Genomic DNA, 15,942 nt, shown 5'->3' with positions numbered 1-15,942 from the left:
CATCTTCTTAGTTTTGTAATTTTTTTAAATGTGGTTGTAACTCTTGGTGAACTCTAAAAATCCCCCACATCCCTTGTTCAATATCCCAGCGGATATTACCCGATCGGTACATATAATCTCCTGGAAAGTTGAAGATCCCCCCTGCTCCCCCTATTAACGGTAAGTCGTCTGTTGCACCTGCAATTAAAAACCCAACAAATGACCGAACGCGAGAGTCAATTTCTTTTGCATCTGATTTCCAATAATGTCCGTGCATATGAAAAGTGTGTGCTCTTCTCCGTTCAGATGGATTCGTTAGACGAACGACTACTGGGTCGCCTGGATACGCTTCAAATAATGGTGTTGCCGGGTCCCCAAATACACGGGAGCTAAATAGATCACTTAAAACGGGATGCTCTCGATAACGATTGATTAATCTTTCGGAACGATAATTGAATCCTCTAGAACCATTGTCATACGTGTCAACTTCTACTTCGATTTCTGATTCATCTCCTAAAAGGATGCCGTCAATTGGATCTAATATTAATCTTCCATCTTTATCTTCTAACCGAACCCCATCATGCATAATTAACGTAAATTCCCGTGTATCAGGAAGAAACGGATTTCTTAAAATCACATTGGCCCCCGCTTTAACAGGGAGGTGGGTTTCTGTATCTAAATACGTTGTAAAACGTGGTTCTGAAATAAAAGCACCAAACGTTCCAAAAGACCGGTGATTTCGTAAATCTGCCATATCCCATAAAGCACATGTTCCGTGATGACCGTTGACGTACCATCTATACGTGATGACTTCACCAGGTCCTACCGTTTGATCTGGATTAAATCCGACCGTATCTCCACTCGATGTTCTCACATCATAGTCTAATAAACTCGGATGCAATGAAATTCGAAGCGATGGTGGATAAAAAGCTTGCTCTTTCACAGGTGGATAAGGGTGAATTCCATCTTGAAATGGGAATAATTCCAACTTCAACTCACTTCTTAACGTCACTTCCACTAAATCGCCTGAGTTCCCTCGTAACACGAGTGGTTCTGGATTTTTTTTACCTGAAAGAATATCATCAACATCTTCTTCAAGGGCAAATATAATGCCGTACGGATCATGGTCACCGTAAGAATTGTATATAATAGGCGTTTGAAAGGCGACGACACTATATCTTCGGATTGGCGCATCGACAGCGGCCTCTGGTGGCAGCGTAGCTTGTGGATTCGCCAACTGAGGCGGTTTTCCTGTCACTTCGGGAAGGGGCTCTGTTCGTGGTGGCGGACACGGACGATCTGTAAGAACGATCAAATCCTCGACGAGTTGGTCATACGCTCGAATAAGTCCCCACGTTCCATTCCAAACATCTTCTTCTGTCTCAAATGCCCATAAATAGTCTCCTGATAAAGGTACTTCCATTTCAAATGTAAACGATTCGGAAATACCTATATGCTGCTGCGACTTTAAAGCTGAGTCTAAGTCCGCACGTTCATCTTTCCACTTCAACCCGTGAAGATTAAAACTGTGCGACTCTTCATGAGACCCTTGTAATAATCGAATACGAATAGGATCGCCTTCGTAGGCCTTTAAAATCGGTGTAACGGGATCACCGTTCACGTAAGAACTAAATGAATATGCAGGATCACAGTCTTTCCCTAAACGAAATTGTAAAGGCTCATTTTTAAAATTGACTCCAAACACGCCGGGATCATCCAATGATCCAGGGTATTCCGGAGCTTGTATCGGGCATTGATCTTTATCAAACAAAAGAACAAAATCTTGTACAAACAATGTTTGATCCCGATAATCTGGAATGATCGGATGGCGGACGGTTACTTGCGTTCCATAATCGATCTCATCCCCTGTACAAGAATTGAAAAACTTCGAAAATCTAGGCTGGATGACCCCTGCCCCAAACACTCCATGGTTTTCTTGACTTGTTGGAAATAAATGATCGTGGAAAAAGAAAGCTTTCAATTCAGAATCAGCGTACCATTCATACCGAATTGTTTCTCCTGGCAAGACAGAGCTATCGTAATTCCACCCTACATTTGCTCCATCAGAAACTAAGACATCGAATTTAACATAATGAATATGCAAACCCACTTCGTACGTTCGCGTCACAAGTTGAAAGGCGTCTCCGTCTAAAATATGAGGCAGTCGATTTGTAAAATTAACTCGAATACAAGAACCAGCTGGTACATGTAATGTCAGCGGTTCTGGCTCTTTTCTACCAGCCAAAAAATCTTCTATATCTTCATCAAGTACGTAAAACCGCCCTTTCGGATCATGCCACCCTTGTTTATTGTAGACAATCGGTAATTCAATGACTGAGATATTATACTCCACGACTACTGGGTTTCCTAAACAAGAGTCAACAAAAACGGAGCCTGGTCTTGCATTGGGTACCGCTGCATTTCTTTCTAACTCGGTCATCTCTCTGCCACCGACAATACCTAATGGTGGTCGTGGGGCTTTACACCCTACTTTTCCAGGTATGAAATTTGGAAAACCAGGTTTTTCTTTTGTCGGTCGAGGAGGACACGGACGGTCTGGTAAAGGTTGTAAAGGTGCAATTGGAACGCCATTTGGATAGCACTGACTCCCGTCTTGAAGGGTGTCGAATATTCTGTTCATTCCCCACATCCCTACTTCAAAATGAGGATACAAATGACAGTGAACAATGGTATCACCAATTGCCCCATTTAAGCTCCCTAATCCATATAAAGGACTAACATCGTAATGACTTTGTGGACTAATCGATTGTGAATCTATAACATCTGCAAGCGTACTTTTCGGATCTCTAAACCATTGATGCGTATGATAATGAAAAACGTGCGTCTCTTTTATACCGCCATGAATGACCCTTATAACTGCTGGATCACCTACATAGCCTCTTAATATTGGCGTTGCTGGGTCACCAAAGGTCCACGAATCATGGTGAACTTCTTCTCCTTCTGCCTCTGGGGCCACGACGCCTTCTTCAATCAGTTTTAACCGATTATGAAGCGGTTCGTAGCGTAGGTTGACTCCGTGGAACGACTCTGATTCTTGACCTGTCATTGGATTAAGCGGACTGTTTCCTGTTAAATCTTTTACTTCCATTTCATCACTAAAGAACCAAGCATATTCACGAAAAGACGGTTGAAAAGGATGGTGGATATCCGCATACACTCCGCTATTTAACTCTTCACCAGTGACAGGATCCGTCCACCAAGAGCCTCTTTTTTGAACAAGCAAGGCTCCGAACAATCCTTGAGTGCTCGATCCTTTTTCAGTACTAGAAACGTTCCCTAAATCTGTGAAAAAATAACTTCCTTCATTATTCGCATAAATTTTATAACGAATTACCTCTCCACAAGAAATTGTAGTATCGGGATTATACCCGACGTGAGCACCGTCCGATGTTAATACGTCATAGTCTGCTTCTTGGAAATGAATGCCTGTCGCAAAAGGTAATTGGTTTTCAAACAATATTTCCACTTCATCTCCTTGGTTCGCCCGTATCGTTAATGGCTGAACTAACTCTACTGGTGTAAAAGGATTTTTGCGAACTTGTTCTTTCACTTCTTGCTCATTTTCCTTCAACACATAAATACGACCGTTCGGATTGTGTTCACCGAAATTATTAACAACAATTCTTATAGGAATAGCAACAATATGATATTGTCGTAACATATATAGCCTCCTCTCATACTTTTAATCGCCTAACTCGGGAATTAATGGTCCGTCTTCTCGTTCTATATAAAATACTTCAATCGTATGAATGTGAATCATCCATATACGATCTTCTAATTGCGAAAAATGGGTAGTTTCTACTTCCAGCTCGACGATATCGTCCATGACGTTTAAAATCTTACCGATAAACATAAATGGAAAGGAAGGCGTAAGAATAAAAACTCGCTGTCCTATTCCTTTAATGAAATGATCTATTAGCGCATCGTCATGTATAGCATTAATATAAATAGGTTTTTTTTCCATTTGACATGGACCTCCTTAAACTAATGGAATTCTTGTATTACAATCAAAGTCTGGGGTGAAATGGGCGATTTTCTCCAGCGGAATCGATAGCGGAGTAGGAAATTTATAGTATGGCGCATTAAAAATTTTTATCGTTACAGGAAAAATCGTAATATGACCTCTCTCAACTTCAATGATCGGCCCACAAAATATCGGGCGGAATGTTTGCCCTAATAAATTTAATTGGGCAGATTCAGTAACGACTAATATCGAATTCCCTTTCAAGTCCATTAGTTGTCTATACAAAGGATCCATTATATCTCTTTCAGCACTCATCGTAGTCCTCCTATGCTTTAAGTTTTTATTTAGCTAGTCTTATATTTTATAATCATCAAGTGTAACTGCCAATTTATTGAAATAGATTTACGAGTCTCTTTCCTAACAATGAGAGTAACGTAGTATACCGTAAAGTAGATACATATAATACGTCATTCATAGTCATGTCATGCTTTCGTCTAAACATAGAAAGCATCAACCTTTGATCGTTTGTGCCGTCAATTTTTCCAAAGAATGTTTCACTTGGAGTCTCAACTTTTACCCAAGTTCCACTCCACATTCTTAAATTCGTGTACAACGTTTCCTCAAAAAATTGCTGAATATACACATCTCTTTTCGCTACTGTCTCTCCAAAATTAGTTAATAATTTATGACGTAAATCATTATCATAAATAAAATATTGATGGCTATTGTCATAGTTCGGGATGCCTGTTGGAACATTGGCAGACTCAATTTGTTCATAAGGAACCCAAATTCGATCCTTTAAGTTCGTTAACATGACAAAATCTCGTCCAACGGCTGTCACTTTTCCCAAACTATATCGAGTTTTCTCTCCTAGCTTAGAATAGATTTCTACTTGTTGATTTCGTTTCATTTTAAAAAATTTCTTCAGTAGTAAAGGCCTCTTCCTTTCCGGTGCAGCTTCGGTAATTTTTCTAAAATTGACTTGTTCCATATATTCATTAAAAATCCTGATTTCTTCTGTAGACGTTGCTCCAAGAGGCGAACTAAACCGCTCTCCTTTTTCATGAAGTGCATTGATCTTCTTCGGCTCGTTCTTTCTTTTCTCTAACAGCAACTTCCTATAATCATCGAGACGTAAGCCTGTTCGCATGAATTACCTCCTTCCTACTACTTACAAAATCTAGATATTATATGTATAAACGAGAGGATAGGAATAGACAGTAGCATATTTCTTACATATGCATAAAACTATCTTGATAAGGTTTAGTCATATGAGGTGATGTTTGTGGGAATTTTATTGTCCGTCTATTTTTATTTTAATTTTTTGTTTGCCACCATTTCCTACCTTTACTTATTGAAAAGACGTAAGCTAATTGGCTTTCATCTAGGTATGAATATCGCAATGGTCGCTGGTGGAGGAATGGCAATCTCTTCAGGTGTTATTTTAATTAACGAGTTTCCGTTGCACTATATGGAAATAACGTTTATTTCTATTCTCATTGGGATGGCGATCGGCAGTTTATTTGGGGGGGTGTTTGATTATCAAACATTACTAACAGGGTACATCAATGGCTTAATGATGGGAATTATGGCACCGATGGTAGGGGCAGCTGCATCAAATAGTTTGATATTCATTAGTTTTTTTCAAGTTTTTATTATCGGCTCCTTCATTTTGGTCATGATTTCTTCGAAAAACGCTTAAAGAAATGGAGTCCGACATGATTAATTTTCTTTTAGTAACTCTATTACTCATTAGTGGTGTCATAAGTTTCTATTCTTATAGACAGTTATATCGGCACAAAAATTTATTTAGTGATCGCTTCGGATTCAACGTTGCTCTCACAGCGAGTACAGCGGTTAGTCTTTCGATTTCGATCCTGCTTTTTTTATTGCACCCTAACATCCATCTTGTCGGGAGCATTAATATTCTACTTGGCATTTTCATAGGCTTACTGTTCGGTTCTTTGGTAAACACACAAACGATTGTCGCTGGTGTTTACAACGGTGGGGTTAGTGGAATTATGGGAACAATGATTGGTGCCGTTGCCTATGACCCTTCGATTTGTGGTCTACCTTTTACTGAGAGTTTGCAACAAACGACCGTTATGTATTTTGGAATTGGTAGCTTTATATTGTTCCTATTGACCATTCGGTTACTCCATTTTTCACTGAGAGTGTAGAACAACATCAAGACAAGAAAGGAGGGATCATTGTGAGTGAATATACACAAGGAGGTTGTTGGAAAAGTAAAAAAATAGATGAGAATGGCAATCAAGAATATTTCTATATGAACTGTACTCACGCTAAATTAATGCAACGATTATTGCAACAAGAAAAGGTTCTCCACTATCTATTGAAAAAAAGCGTAGCAGTAGAGCAAAATTACGAAGAGCTTCAAGTGAAGCTTCATCATCTTACAACATCTTACGAAACACTTGTGACCTCCAATAAAATAACATTGGAAAAATTGTCGCATCTTGAAACGAAATTGTTAGATTACAAGAATTTAGAAAAGCAAATGGACACTTTAGATAACCTTACGAAACAGTTAGCGAAAAAAATAAGTGGGCAGCAATCGACCTTCACCGATATACACTCTTGGTTCCACGTGGTAAAGAAAGGAAAAAAGGAAATTAACAATAAACATAGTCAATTGGATGACAGGATGACCAGATTACAAAAACAAACCGATGAACAAAAATTGCATTTGGAACAAAGCTATAATTCCTTTTCCTCACCGATTCCTAAGGATACTATAAATAATGACACGAGCCAGCCTAAGGAAGCTATAAATAATCACTCGTGCCTTCCTATGGAATCGAAACTTAAGGAAACTATTAATAATCACTCGTGCCTTCCTATGAAATCGAATCCTAAGGAAACTATTAATAATCACTCGTGCCTTCCTATGGAAACGAATCCTAAGGAAACTATTAATAATCACTCGTGCCTTCCTATGGAATCGAATCCTAAGGAAACTATTAATAATCACTCGTGCCTTCCTATGGAAACGAATCCTAAGGAAACTATTAATAATCACTCGTGCCAACCAAATGAGTCGATCTTAGAAATATTATTTAACCTCCCCCCTAATTTCCCTGTTCATAGTTTGTATATAGAAGGAAATTCCGTTGAGGTTAGTCGATTTATTTCGGTAGATCCGGATCAACAAGTAGCTCAATTTGCCTTAAATAATAAAATTAAAACGTTTGATTGTGAAAAAATTAACGGCATTGAGTTTTCACCTAAAGCTTGATGGTGATACAGTTTTTAAAAGGGACGAATAGAAACAATGAAAAGAGAGGATAAGTCTATCCCCTCTTTTTGTGTAAAAAAATTAATCAGCTTCTACTGGTAAAAAGCAAACACCGTTAATATCTGCTACTTCAAATACACAAACTTCACAATTCGGTCCGTTAAAAAATACTAAATCCCCGGTCATCGTAACATAATTAACAAGAGGTACTTTTTTTCCTCTTAGGTAAATCTCAGCAACTGGTGCACCTGGCGCAAGCTTTCTTAAAATATCAAGTACTCCACCGTTATTAGTACTCATCGTATCTCCCCTTTAACTTTATTACCTTTTTTCAAAGGTTACTATACTATATTTGGTAATATAATTTTGGCTTGGGGGTTTTATACATTTACTTTTAATTTGATTTAAACATCCTAAAATTTCAAATAGATTCGGTGCATTCCATATTCACTTCAAGATCAGTCCTTTAATCTAATTTTCTTACCTCAAGTGGTAGTAGATGTTGCTCGAGCTGTTCGCGATGAACTTCATATTGAGCTGGTAACTTTAAATTCTCGCCCATAGTCTCAAACGATTCGTCATGTGCAAAGCCTGGGGGATCCGTCGCAATTTCAAATAAGATTTCTCCAGGCTCTCTAAAATATATCGCATTAAAGTAATTTCGATCCTGAACTGGAGTAACCCCAAAACGGAAGCTTTCTACGTGTTGCTTCCAATCCAATTGATCTGCATCATCCTTCGCTCTCCATGCTATATGATGAACAGTGCCAACACCCATTTGCCCCTTACCGGTTGGCTTCATTTTCAAGTCAATGATATTTCCGATATCGTCAGTGGATTGAAAACGCAAGTACTCCCCTTCTTTACAAACTTTCTCAAGCCCCATGATTTTCTCGAGCATGATAGCTGTCTGTTCGGGATGGTTGGAAAATAACGTTGCTCCACCAAAGCCTTTAATCGCTACATCAGATGTCACTTCACCAAACTCCCAGTGATTTTTTTCACCAGCTTCTCTTTCAACGATTTCTAAACGTAAACCATGAGGATCTTCAAACTCTAGGTATGTTTCGCCAAAGCGAATAGTCTCCTTGTAATCAATCTTAAATTTTTCAAGGCGTACTCTCCAGAAGTTTAATGCACCTGTTGGCACCACGTAAGAAGTAACACCAACCTGGCCGTCGCCAATTCTTCCTTTATAAGCACCTGCCCACGGAAAGAAGGTAATGATTGTTCCTGGACTACCTCCTTCGTTTCCAAAGTATAGATGGTACGTGCCAGGATCATCAAAGTTGACTGTTTTCTTAACTAAGCGAAGACCTAAAATTCCAGCATAAAAATCTACATTTTCCTGTGGGTGACCGACGATTGCTGTTATATGGTGGATACCTAGTGTTTTTTTAGTCATGTTATCTCCTTTCATCAATAGGCAAGCGCAGGAAAGAAATGATCCTGCGTTGCTAGCTTCTTCTTACTCTTGTTTTACACACATTGAAGACTAATTAATCGTTTGATTAGTATTACTTAAGTTTTATCATCTATTACTCATTATATCTCGAAATCAAGATATATTACCATAAAAGTGCATCAAGCGCATATTGACCAGGTCCGATTAAGGCAATACCAATAGCAACTGCGATTAACGTTAGATTATATTCATATCCATTCTGAGTCACCCATAAACCGTTTGCTCCGTGAACCTTCACAATTGCCACTAGCATTGTTCCTGCAAGTAACACTGCTGCTAAAGGAGTTAAAAGCCCTAATATAAATAAGATACCTCCAACAAATTCTCCTAACCCTGCAAATAATGCCATTGTAACTCCTGGTTTTAATCCTATCGAAACAAGCCAATCGCCCGTTCCTTTTAACCCATAACCACCGAACCAACCAAAAAGCTTCTGTGCTCCATGACCAATAAATAAAGCACCGACTACTACACGAATAATTAATAAACCTAAATCTTCCATTCTAATTCCTCCTAAAGTTGTTTTTATCTTGATTTCAAGGTATATACTCAAAAAATATCTTGAATTAAATTATCTTGAATTTAAGATAATATTAACCCCTTATCTCAACCATGTCAAACATTTTTTCTAACTACAAAAAAAATAGGCTTCAGATGAGCCTTAATCCTTTACCTTGCTATACTCATTACGAATGAATTAAAGTCCCTTCGCAACGACCTTTTTCTCTTGTTTAAAGACAATGAGAGAGATGATCACCCCTAGCTCAGCGACAATAATATAAAACAGAAAACTTTCGAGGCCCAAGAATGTTGCCGCTACCCAATCCCCTTCTGAATGGGTACTCACTATTTTTGCGAACAATGTATCAAGTATTGAATATTGATCGCTCAGGTAAAAGCCACGGTACAATAGAAGTAAGCCACTCAGATAAAATGGTAAAGAAATTAGTAAAGACTTTACTCCTCTCGTATTAACCGTCCAAGCCATCAGAAGAGGAAAGATTGCTAGAGTTATAAAGATAATCAACTGAAGCAATGTTTGGTTTTGAATTAACTCCGACATTTCGATTGGTAGGACAAACTTCCAGTAAACTCCTACAGTGAAAAAAAAAGCAATTGTGTAGGAGATAATCTTTTCTAACATTTTCACCTCTCCCCTTAATATAACAAGAATGTTTTAGAATATTGGTCATACAAAGGCCGTTTTCCTTTTTTAAAAGAAAAGAAGATTGTCGGAAATAAAAACACTTTCAGCATTTCTCTTTTTGCATACTGACTTTTACTTATCTCGTTGGCATTTTCATCCCGTAAATATAAGCCTACCATCTTCATCCCTACCGTTTGCTTTGAAAACATGGGGATTATATATTGAACAACGATTGCCACGATTCCTAAGACAATCCAATTAATCACAAACAAATGAAATTCATGCTCCCAAATATATTCCCGAATATAAAAGAGATTACTAGTGTCAGGGGCATTCGATTGGTGAAACATCCACCAAGTCATTAGAATTCCAGATATAATTAGAACCACTGCCAATGTGATGAGATCGTAAAAAATCGCCAACAACCGCGAAAAAAAACTAGCTTGATACTTTTCATCGAGGAATTTATTTACCCATTTTTCTTCCATCAATTAGCCCTCCTTAAACGTGTTCTCACTATATATACGAACAAAAGCGTAATAAGTTTCAAGTCATTGCTGAATATTCAGAAAAAAAGAAAGACACTTACTTTCGTCTAAAGGTTAAGTGCTTTTATGATAAGAGTTTCCGATGTATATTTTATTCGAAATCAAATATATCAAAAAATAAATTGGGAACGAATAGATATGTTTCCAAGCGATTGGCTTATATAGTTCGAGCCAAATAAACAGGGGTTCTCCCACATATGAAGTTAACCCTGCAAATATCAAGCCTTTGATATAAGGGCTTAGCTTCGGTTTAAACTGGATCAACCCCATGATGACAATAGGCATTAAGGTTGTATCCCACGGAAAAAATGCTGGAATTAACGGAAGCGGTGCATGTGTATAATACCATAATCCTAACTGGACACCGATCGAATCCAAAAACGTAGAAAGAAACATAACAAAAAAACCAACTGTTAAAAGACGTAACGTGCTTTCTTTTCTCCTAAAGATAATCCATAATATCCAAGGGATGATAGACAAACCAACCCCAATCCACCATTGCCACGTAAATAAAATAGTATCCTTCCAGATGTCCAATTTTTCATAGGTTTGTATACTTACTTGCTTGTACAGTTCTTCAATTTTTTCTTTATTATTCACTCATCAAACCTCCAGCGAGCTCGTCCTTAAAGAATATGTAATATAAACACAAACTAACCTAAATGTCACATTTTTAATATTCCATTTTTAGGAAGTTGCTATTCATTTAGAAAAAAGAAAGAAGACCCGCTTGGCAGGCCTTCACTTATTACTGTATCTCCACAACAAATGTATAAGAAACGCGCCCTTTGGCTTTTTCCTTGCCAAAGCTAGACCAATTGGCAACTACTTCGTAGATGTATCTGCCTTTTGTATCGGGTAGTTGAATTTCACTTTCTTTTACCGGAACTTCTACCTCTCTGTAGTCTGATTCCCATAAAAATACCTCTAGAGAAGGCTGACCTTCTAGTTCAATTTCTACTTTCGAATTCGGAGCTAACTCCAACGCTTCAAACCACTCAGCAATTTGGTTTGGGGATGCTGCGTCCGACATGATTGTTTGATTGTTCGCTTCCCACTCATAACCACCACGAACCATTTCAATTTTTATATCACCAGCATGAGCATAGCCCGGAACAGCGGGTGGAAAGTCATAACTTACAGCATGTGGATCTACCTTCACAGTAACTCCATTATATTGATGTTCATCGCTTTTCCCGCAACCTACAATGATAACGGACGCTATTAAGATCATTACTATTGTTCTGATCGTCATTTTGATCACCTCTAGCTATTAGTTTTACTAGATGAAGAAAAGCCAGCCTCTAAAGGCCGGCTTTTACATCTTATTCTTCTGTTTTCGGTTGCTCCACTGGAGCTTTTGATGCTGCTAATTCGTTTGATAACTGGTCAATGCTTGCTCTCACATTGCCTTTACCAGAGAAGTTCTCAATCAACTCTTTAACATCAATGCCAGATGAAGCTTTTAATGACTCCTGTAATGTTGACATTAAGTTTGTTGCATATCCAGTGACTTTGTTCGCACCGCCATTTTCGCCGCTTGAACCTGTGTCAACAACTGTGATCTTATCTATATTAGCTAGTGGACTAGCAACCTCTCTTGCATATGAAGGAAGCATTTCTAAGATCATATCAAGCATAGCCGCTTGGCCGTACTTCTCGAATGCTTCTGCAATCTTCTCTTTCGCTTCCGCTTCAGCAAGACCTTTTAAGCGGATAACTTCTGCTTCTGATTGACCTTTTGCACGTTCAGCTTCGGCTTTCGCAATACCGTCAAGTCGAATTTTTTCAGCTTCGGCTTTAGCCATGGCTTCAATACGGTATTTGTGAGCATCTGCTTCAGTAAATTGTTTTGTTTTATCTGCTTCAGCCGCTTGCTCGACTGAATAACGATCCGCATCTGCCTTTTTCTTAACTTCTGAATCGTATTGTTTTTCACGTCTAAGAATCTCTTTTTCTTCTAATTCGATTTGCTTTTGACGCTCAATAATTTGAATTTGCATTTGTTGTTCCATAACTTCTTGTTTCGAACGAGCTTCTTCTAAATGGTACGCTTGGTCAGCTCGTGCCTTTGCTACATCTTGTTCTCTACGGAACTCAGCAACTTTTAATTTATTTACCTTTTCAGCTTCTGCAATTTCCGTTGCCCTTTCTAATTCAGCACGTTTTGCTTCTTTGTCAGCTTCAGCACGCTTAATTCTCGTTTCTTTATCTGCTTCCGCCGTGGCGATGTCAGCATCACGCTTCACTTGAGAAATCCGTGCCTTTCCAAGTGATTCTAAGTAACCATTTTTGTCACGAACATCTTTAATTGTAAATGAAACAATGACAAGACCCATTTTCGCTAAGTCTTGTGATGCAACTCGTTGAACTTCTTGCGAGAACTTCTCCCGATTTTTATAAATTTCTTCAACCGTTAACGAACCTAAGATTGAACGTAAATGACCTTCTAATACTTCTTTTGCTTCATTTTCACGATCTGCTTTTGTTTTCCCAAGAAACTGCTCGGCAGCTGTGGCTATTTCACCAATTGAGCCACCAATCTTTATGATCGCTGTTCCGTCAGCCATAACAGGTACACCTTGTTCTGTGTAAACCTCAGGAGTAGAAACATCAATTTTACTAGATAATAGACTTAAAGATGCTGATTGATGGAATACTGGAAAAACAAATGTACCACCACCACGAACAATTTTTATTTTATTGCCAGATTCGTCAATGTTAACATTTTTTCCGCCTAAATAACTACCTGTTACAATTAAAGCCTCATCTGGACCAACTGTACGATACTTTGTTACAAATACACCAATAAGAGCTAAAATTAAAAATGCTACAATACCTACAACAATATAAATTAAATCCATAATAACCTCCAATTAATCGAATTTTTCATGAGGCACCACATGTAATACCCCGTTTTTCACTTCAATTACTAATACATCTGTATCATAAGGAATCGCATCATTTTCGAAGCTCACCGCAGACTTGGCGATGTTACCACCGTGTCCTTGGATCATTACTTCCCCAAAACCATCGACAGGTATCGAGGTAATCACCTTACCAATCCGACCTTTTAGATCTTCATCAGAATAGGCCATCGTCGCCTCCGCTTGAGAAAGTGGTATTAAAATGAAAACATTTAACAACGTCACTAAAATGAGTGCAGTGACAAGAGAAGCCAAAAAGACTATAAAACTATGAACGGAAGTTAACCTCTCCATCAAATAAGCCATCGCACTAAAAATTGTTATAAACGCCAAAACGACAGTTGGATTTACGGGACCTTCAGATAATGACTCGAAGATCCCTTCTAATAAATCGCCGAACAAGATATAAAGTAATGTTAAGCTCGCACCAATAATTAGCGCATACATATAAATTGTTTCTAAGGTAAAGCCAAAAAGCTCCATTGATTACCCTCATTCACTGTTAAGTTTTTCTTTTAACCGGGCAAGCTCAAGGTCAACGCTGCTCTCTTTATGAAGGGCATCTAGCTCCTTATCTAAGCTTTGGTTTGCCACTCGTAAGTCTTCACTTGCCTCAGCTTCAGCTTCGAATTGCATAACCTTCTTTTCCATACGCTCAAAGCCTTGCTTAGATCCTCCGTTATTCATCGACGATAACGAACGGTTCATCTGTGCTTTTGCTTTCGCTGCACCAGCTTTCGCCTTCAATGTATCTCGTTTTAACTCCATCTCACGGAATTCTGATTTCATTTGCTTCAGCTTTTCTTTTAAGTCTTCTGCTTGAAGTGCCGTACTGCGGTGAAGTTGTTCTAACTGTACATATTCATTTGCTAATCGTTGCTTATCTTCTAACGCACGTCTTGCTAAATCTTCATTACCGCTTTGTAACGCTTGTAATGCTTGTTGTTCACGCTTCTCAACCATGTCTCGTGCTTCATTGACCTTTTTATTAAACAACTTTTCTTCGGCAATCATTTTTGCCGTCGCTGCTTCCACCTCCCTGATTTCAGCACTCATGTCTCTTACATACTGATCTAACATTTTTTCTGGATCCTCCGCTTTGTCAAGCGCACTGTTAAGCTCAGAACTAACTACCGTCTTAATTCGTTTAAAAAATTCAAACATAAAAACCCCTCCTTATTTAGTAAATTTCAACTTAAATGAAATTATAACTTTTTATAGTAGTATTTACGGTTTTTTACAAAGTTAGGTTTCATTATTTTAAAGAAAAATGTTTGAGATATAGGTGGATATGTTTTGTTGCTAACTTTGAGCTAAATTTTTTATGTGATAGCCAAGAATTGCATGCGCCTACATCATTCTTACTTACGATACTCTCCTAGTTACTGGAAAATAAGAGCGGCAAGATCATTCTTGCTTACAAGATTCTCCTAGTTACTGGAAGATACAAGCAACAAGATCATTCTAGTTTGCAATATTCTCCTAGTTACTGGAAGATGCGAGCAGCAAGATCATTCTCACTTACAACTTTCTCCTAGTTACTGGAAGATACAAGTAGCAAGATCATTCTTGCTTACAACATTCTCCTAGTTACTGGAAGATACAAGTAGCAAGATCATTCTCACTTACAACTTTCTCCTAGTTACTGGTAAACACACGCAGCTAGAGCATTACCGCTTACAACTTTCTCCTAGTTACTGGTAAATAAACGCAGCAAGATCATTCTCGCTTACAAGGTTCTCCTAGTTACTGGAATATACCAGCAGCAAGATCTCCGCCGCTTACACAATTCTCCTAATCACTGGAAAATACCAGCAGCAAGATCTCCGCCACTTACACAATTCTCCTAGTTACTGGTAAACACGCGCAGCAACGTCGATCTAACCTACACTAAAACCTACAATACAACCTCAACTATTCTTCCCTATCGAAAACCCCTCAAACAATCTTCCTCCATAAGGACGTAGAACATCTTCGACTAGGTCAGCAACGTCTGCCTTATCCCCCGTCCGATAAAACAGATCAAATGACTCAAAATACTGTTGAGCGAACTGTTCATCAAACTGCTTCAACGTCCGCATGACCCATTTAGAGGAACCGATCCAGTGCCCGTTAGTTCTTAATACAAATTCACTAACAAGTTCTGTTAAAGTGTTGGCAATCTGTAATTCCTCCGATCGGTCAGTTGCGCCAAGCAAATCATCCAAAGCGTCAGTGATAAAGTACCTTTTTAATCGAATGATTTCACCCGACCACTTCTCTGGTCCTTTTGCCAGCAACTCATTTGCCTCGTTCTTTATGTCAACAACAATCCCATTGTCCTTAAGAATTACTCCTTCTGACACCATCCTCGGTAACGTCGGTCGCGCCCTTTCACAATCACTAACGAAAAATGGTTTATAAGAATCTAGATTATGTACAAATACCTCTATCGGCCAGCCAAACTCTACCAAAGACTCTCTATAGGAATGAGACTGATTGCGGTCAAATATGACAATATCCAAGTCGGAAGTTGCGGTTGCTTGGCCACTTACAACACTACCTGCTAGCAAGGCTGCATCGCAGTTAGGGTGAAACTTGCTAACGAATTTTTTTGCTGCATGAATTGGCAATTGCTCCATTTCTTCCTCCTTCG

18 protein-coding genes are annotated in these 15,942 nt (G+C 38.6%); 3 read left to right on the top strand and 15 right to left on the bottom strand.

Features of this window, described 5'->3' with window-relative positions; translation table 11 throughout:
* Positions 1 to 7: 7 nt before the first annotated feature.
* From DS745_RS06800 to DS745_RS06785, 4 genes are all read right to left on the bottom strand, one after another.
* Complete coding sequence (locus tag DS745_RS06800; protein WP_129077519.1) at positions 8 to 3,661, bottom strand: multicopper oxidase domain-containing protein; 3,654 nt, start codon at positions 3,659 to 3,661, stop codon at positions 8 to 10.
* A gap of 21 nt (positions 3,662 to 3,682) precedes the next feature.
* Positions 3,683 to 3,964 (bottom strand): hypothetical protein, encoded by a 282-nt coding sequence (locus DS745_RS06795; protein WP_129077518.1) that lies wholly within the window; start codon positions 3,962 to 3,964, stop codon positions 3,683 to 3,685.
* A 15-nt stretch (positions 3,965 to 3,979) separates the two neighbouring features.
* Positions 3,980 to 4,279, bottom strand: a complete 300-nt coding sequence (locus DS745_RS06790) for a hypothetical protein (RefSeq protein ID WP_241657740.1) — start codon at positions 4,277 to 4,279, stop codon at positions 3,980 to 3,982.
* Positions 4,280 to 4,352: 73 nt separating this feature from the next.
* Positions 4,353 to 5,114 carry a hypothetical protein gene (locus DS745_RS06785; RefSeq protein WP_129077517.1) on the bottom strand — a complete coding sequence of 254 codons (762 nt, stop codon included), beginning with the start codon at positions 5,112 to 5,114 and terminating at the stop codon, positions 4,353 to 4,355.
* A gap of 135 nt (positions 5,115 to 5,249) precedes the next feature.
* On the opposite strand from DS745_RS06785, the gene DS745_RS06780 reads away from it, so the two are divergent.
* The 3 genes from DS745_RS06780 to DS745_RS06770 are packed head-to-tail and all read left to right on the top strand — an operon-like array spanning position 5,250 to position 7,220.
* Positions 5,250 to 5,666, top strand: a complete 417-nt coding sequence (locus tag DS745_RS06780) for a hypothetical protein (RefSeq protein ID WP_241657739.1) — start codon at positions 5,250 to 5,252, stop codon at positions 5,664 to 5,666.
* A 16-nt stretch (positions 5,667 to 5,682) separates the two neighbouring features.
* On the top strand, positions 5,683 to 6,144 hold the full coding sequence (locus DS745_RS06775) for a hypothetical protein (protein ID WP_129077515.1): 462 nt from the start codon (positions 5,683 to 5,685) through the stop codon (positions 6,142 to 6,144).
* A gap of 32 nt (positions 6,145 to 6,176) precedes the next feature.
* Positions 6,177 to 7,220 (top strand): hypothetical protein, encoded by a 1,044-nt coding sequence (locus tag DS745_RS06770; RefSeq protein ID WP_129077514.1) that lies wholly within the window; start codon positions 6,177 to 6,179, stop codon positions 7,218 to 7,220.
* 81 nt (positions 7,221 to 7,301) lie between these two features.
* Here DS745_RS06770 and DS745_RS06765 read toward each other — a convergent pair whose 3' ends face one another.
* From DS745_RS06765 to DS745_RS06715, 11 genes are all read right to left on the bottom strand, one after another.
* The gene (locus DS745_RS06765; RefSeq protein ID WP_129077513.1) at positions 7,302 to 7,520 is read right to left on the bottom strand and encodes a hypothetical protein; all 219 of its coding nucleotides are present in this window, start codon (positions 7,518 to 7,520) and stop codon (positions 7,302 to 7,304) included.
* Between the two features lie 166 nt (positions 7,521 to 7,686).
* A complete protein-coding gene (locus DS745_RS06760; RefSeq protein WP_129077512.1) occupies positions 7,687 to 8,625 on the bottom strand; it encodes a ring-cleaving dioxygenase in 939 nt (312 codons plus the stop codon).
* 163 nt (positions 8,626 to 8,788) lie between these two features.
* Positions 8,789 to 9,187 (bottom strand): DoxX family protein, encoded by a 399-nt coding sequence (locus DS745_RS06755; RefSeq protein WP_129077511.1) that lies wholly within the window; start codon positions 9,185 to 9,187, stop codon positions 8,789 to 8,791.
* Positions 9,188 to 9,382: 195 nt separating this feature from the next.
* Positions 9,383 to 9,829: a hypothetical protein gene (locus tag DS745_RS06750; protein ID WP_129077510.1), complete on the bottom strand. Its 447-nt coding sequence runs from the start codon at positions 9,827 to 9,829 to the stop codon at positions 9,383 to 9,385.
* A 14-nt stretch (positions 9,830 to 9,843) separates the two neighbouring features.
* The gene (locus DS745_RS06745) at positions 9,844 to 10,320 is read right to left on the bottom strand and encodes an RDD family protein (protein WP_129077509.1); all 477 of its coding nucleotides are present in this window, start codon (positions 10,318 to 10,320) and stop codon (positions 9,844 to 9,846) included.
* A 114-nt stretch (positions 10,321 to 10,434) separates the two neighbouring features.
* Positions 10,435 to 10,980: a CBO0543 family protein gene (locus DS745_RS06740; protein ID WP_129077508.1), complete on the bottom strand. Its 546-nt coding sequence runs from the start codon at positions 10,978 to 10,980 to the stop codon at positions 10,435 to 10,437.
* A 148-nt stretch (positions 10,981 to 11,128) separates the two neighbouring features.
* A complete protein-coding gene (locus DS745_RS06735) occupies positions 11,129 to 11,635 on the bottom strand; it encodes a hypothetical protein (protein WP_129077507.1) in 507 nt (168 codons plus the stop codon).
* A gap of 70 nt (positions 11,636 to 11,705) precedes the next feature.
* The gene (locus DS745_RS06730) at positions 11,706 to 13,244 is read right to left on the bottom strand and encodes a flotillin family protein (protein WP_129077506.1); all 1,539 of its coding nucleotides are present in this window, start codon (positions 13,242 to 13,244) and stop codon (positions 11,706 to 11,708) included.
* Positions 13,245 to 13,256: 12 nt separating this feature from the next.
* Entirely contained in the window at positions 13,257 to 13,790 is a 534-nt protein-coding gene (locus DS745_RS06725) for an NfeD family protein (RefSeq protein WP_129077505.1), read from the bottom strand.
* A 9-nt stretch (positions 13,791 to 13,799) separates the two neighbouring features.
* Entirely contained in the window at positions 13,800 to 14,471 is a 672-nt protein-coding gene (locus DS745_RS06720; protein WP_129077504.1) for a PspA/IM30 family protein, read from the bottom strand.
* Positions 14,472 to 15,217: 746 nt separating this feature from the next.
* Positions 15,218 to 15,928 carry a nucleotidyltransferase domain-containing protein gene (locus tag DS745_RS06715; protein ID WP_129077503.1) on the bottom strand — a complete coding sequence of 237 codons (711 nt, stop codon included), beginning with the start codon at positions 15,926 to 15,928 and terminating at the stop codon, positions 15,218 to 15,220.
* Between the last annotated feature and the right edge of the window lie 14 nt (positions 15,929 to 15,942).

The organism is Anaerobacillus alkaliphilus (genome assembly GCF_004116265.1).
GTDB classification, from domain to species: Bacteria; Bacillota; Bacilli; order Bacillales; family Anaerobacillaceae; genus Anaerobacillus; species Anaerobacillus alkaliphilus.
This window is presented reverse-complemented; position numbering and strand designations above follow the sequence as displayed.

Coding starts and splice junctions, on each gene's coding strand:
- DS745_RS06800 (WP_129077519.1), bottom strand. CDS start 3,661: ATGTTACGACAATATCATATTGTTGCTATTCCTATAAGAATTGTTGTT.
- DS745_RS06795 (WP_129077518.1), bottom strand. CDS start 3,964: ATGGAAAAAAAACCTATTTATATTAATGCTATACATGACGATGCGCTA.
- DS745_RS06790 (WP_241657740.1), bottom strand. CDS start 4,279: ATGAGTGCTGAAAGAGATATAATGGATCCTTTGTATAGACAACTAATG.
- DS745_RS06785 (WP_129077517.1), bottom strand. CDS start 5,114: ATGCGAACAGGCTTACGTCTCGATGATTATAGGAAGTTGCTGTTAGAG.
- DS745_RS06775 (WP_129077515.1), top strand. CDS start 5,683: ATGATTAATTTTCTTTTAGTAACTCTATTACTCATTAGTGGTGTCATA.
- DS745_RS06765 (WP_129077513.1), bottom strand. CDS start 7,520: ATGAGTACTAATAACGGTGGAGTACTTGATATTTTAAGAAAGCTTGCG.
- DS745_RS06760 (WP_129077512.1), bottom strand. CDS start 8,625: ATGACTAAAAAAACACTAGGTATCCACCATATAACAGCAATCGTCGGT.
- DS745_RS06755 (WP_129077511.1), bottom strand. CDS start 9,187: ATGGAAGATTTAGGTTTATTAATTATTCGTGTAGTAGTCGGTGCTTTA.
- DS745_RS06750 (WP_129077510.1), bottom strand. CDS start 9,829: ATGTTAGAAAAGATTATCTCCTACACAATTGCTTTTTTTTTCACTGTA.
- DS745_RS06745 (WP_129077509.1), bottom strand. CDS start 10,320: ATGGAAGAAAAATGGGTAAATAAATTCCTCGATGAAAAGTATCAAGCT.
- DS745_RS06735 (WP_129077507.1), bottom strand. CDS start 11,635: ATGACGATCAGAACAATAGTAATGATCTTAATAGCGTCCGTTATCATT.
- DS745_RS06730 (WP_129077506.1), bottom strand. CDS start 13,244: ATGGATTTAATTTATATTGTTGTAGGTATTGTAGCATTTTTAATTTTA.
- DS745_RS06725 (WP_129077505.1), bottom strand. CDS start 13,790: ATGGAGCTTTTTGGCTTTACCTTAGAAACAATTTATATGTATGCGCTA.
- DS745_RS06720 (WP_129077504.1), bottom strand. CDS start 14,471: ATGTTTGAATTTTTTAAACGAATTAAGACGGTAGTTAGTTCTGAGCTT.
- DS745_RS06715 (WP_129077503.1), bottom strand. CDS start 15,928: ATGGAGCAATTGCCAATTCATGCAGCAAAAAAATTCGTTAGCAAGTTT.